1 protein-coding gene is annotated in these 2,382 nt (G+C 74.4%); it reads left to right on the top strand.

What is annotated here, in order from left to right; genetic code table 11:
- Window positions 1-355: 355 nt before the first annotated feature.
- Window positions 356-2,382: ATP-binding protein (locus ACTIR_RS26745; RefSeq protein ID WP_161629646.1), on the top strand; the 2,027-nt coding region annotated here is incomplete at its 3' end.

Below are 2,382 nucleotides of genomic sequence, written 5' to 3'. Positions count from 1 at the left end.
CGGAGGCCGGAGCCGACGCGGAGGGAACCGGCGACCCCGGGGACACCGGGACCACCCGTCCGCTGGCCGCGGTCTGACGCACGGCTCCAACCCGGCGGTCGGCACCGCCCGCCGGGTCGGGGGCGTCGACCCACGGTCGCGGGGCGTCGACTCGCCGTACCGGGGCGTCGACTCGCCGTCGTGGGGTGTCGACTCGCGGTTTGGTGGGTGTCTACAAAAGCGGGGCGGGGGGCGTGGTGAGTCGCGATCATTACCGTCGGCACACGGGAGACGGGAGAGTGGGGCCGGTGGGCGCGCCCCTGCGGGGGACCGCGCCCACGTGCCGTGTCGGACAGAGGTGATGAGGGGGTTGTCGGTGTTTCGTCGGGTCGCCGTCGTGAACCGGGGTGAGGCCGCGATGCGGCTGATCCACGCCGTACGGGAGCACAACGCCGACGGCGGGCCACGCCTGGAGACGGTGGCGCTCTACACCGACGCGGACCGGGACGCGGCCTTCGTCCGGGAGGCCGACCACGCGCACTGCCTCGGCGCCGCCGCCGACCGCCCGTACCTCGACCTGGCCGTGCTCGAACGGGCCCTGGTCGCCACCGCCGCCGACGCCGCGTGGGTGGGGTGGGGCTTCGTCGCCGAGGAGGCCGCCTTCGTCGAACTGTGCGACCGGCTCGGGGTCACCTTCATCGGGCCGGACGCGGAGGCGATGCGCAGGCTCGGCGACAAGATCGGCGCCAAACTGCTGGCCGAGGAGGTCGGGGTGCCGGTGGCGCCGTGGAGCCGCGGCCCGGTCGGGGACCCGGACACCGCCCGGGAGACCGCCGCCTCGATCGGCTACCCGCTGATGCTCAAGGCCAGCGCGGGCGGCGGCGGCCGGGGTATCCGGGTGGTGCACTCCGCCGACGAACTCGCCGACGCCTTCGAACGCACCAGCACCGAGGCCGAGCGGTCCTTCGGCAGCGGCACCGTGTTCCTGGAGCGCCTGGTCACCGGTGCCCGGCACGTCGAGGTCCAGGTGATCGCCGACGGGCACGGCACCGCGTGGGCGCTCGGGGTCCGGGACTGCTCGGTGCAACGCCGCAACCAGAAGATCATCGAGGAGTCGTCGTCCCCGCTGCTGGACGCCGAGCAGGTCCGGGAGCTGAAGGAGTCCGCGGAACGGCTGGCGCTGGCCGTGGGCTACCGGGGCGCGGCCACGGTGGAGTTCCTCTACCAGCCCACCGAGCGGCTGTTCGCCTTCCTCGAGGTGAACACGCGGCTGCAGGTGGAGCACCCGATCACCGAGGCCACCACGGGCACCGACCTGGTCAAGGAACAGTTGCGGGTCGCCGCGGGGCATCCGCTCGACGGTGCCCGCCCCGCCGAGTGGGGGCACGCGGTGGAGGCCCGGCTCAACGCCGAGGACCCCGACCGCGACTTCGCCCCGGCCCCCGGCCGGATCTCCCTGCTCCGGCTGCCCGCCGGGCCCGGCGTCCGGGTGGACACCGGCGTCGCCGAGGGCGACACCATCCCCGCCGACTTCGACTCGATGATCGCCAAGATCATCGCGTACGGCCGGGACCGGGACGAGGCCCTGGCCCGCCTGCGTCGTGCCGTCGCCCAGACGCGCGTGCTCGTCGACGGCGGCGCGACCAACAAGAGCTTCCTGCTGGACCTGCTCGCCGCCCCGGAGGTGATCGCCGCCACGGCGGACACCGGGTGGATCGACCGGGTCCGGCAGGAGGGCGGGCTGCACAACACCCGGCACTCCGGGGTGGCCCTGGCCGCGGCCGCGGTCGAGGCCTACGAGGAGGCCGAACAGGCCGAACGGCACCATCTGCTGTCCACCGCGTACGGCGGCCGACCGCAGGTGCGGCACACCGGCAGCCGCACGATCGAGCTCAAACTGCGCGGTACCGGCCACCGCGTCACCGTCGCCCGGACCGGGCCGCACCGGTTCGCCGTCACCGTGGCCGACGGTGCGGAACCGCTCGACGTCGAGATCGAGCGGTTCGACGACGCCACCGCCCGCATGGTGGTCAACGGCACCGACTTCCGCCTGGTCACCGGCACGCACGGGCCGGTCCACGTGGTCGAGGTGAACGGGGTGACCCACCGTGTCAGCCGGGACGAGGGCGGTGTCGTGCGGTCCCCCGCACCCGCACTCGTGGTGGCGACACCGGTGGAGGTCGGCGCCGAGGTGGAGGCGGGCGCACCCGTGCTCGTGCTGGAGAGCATGAAGATGGAGACGGTGCTGCGCGCGCCGTTCCGCGGGATCCTGCGGGAGCGTTCCGTCCCGATCGGCAGCCAGGTCGAGGCGGGTGCGCCGCTGCTGCGGCTCGAACCGACCGCCGACTCCGGGGAGGAGGCCGGGGACGGCGACCCGGCCGCGGACCTGGAGCTGCCGCGTCC

This window comes from Saccharomonospora iraqiensis subsp. iraqiensis (genome assembly GCF_000430445.1).
GTDB lineage: Bacteria > Actinomycetota > Actinomycetes > Mycobacteriales > Pseudonocardiaceae > Saccharomonospora > Saccharomonospora iraqiensis.
Note: the sequence above shows the minus strand (reverse complement) of the source record. Positions and strands in the feature narration are given on the sequence as shown.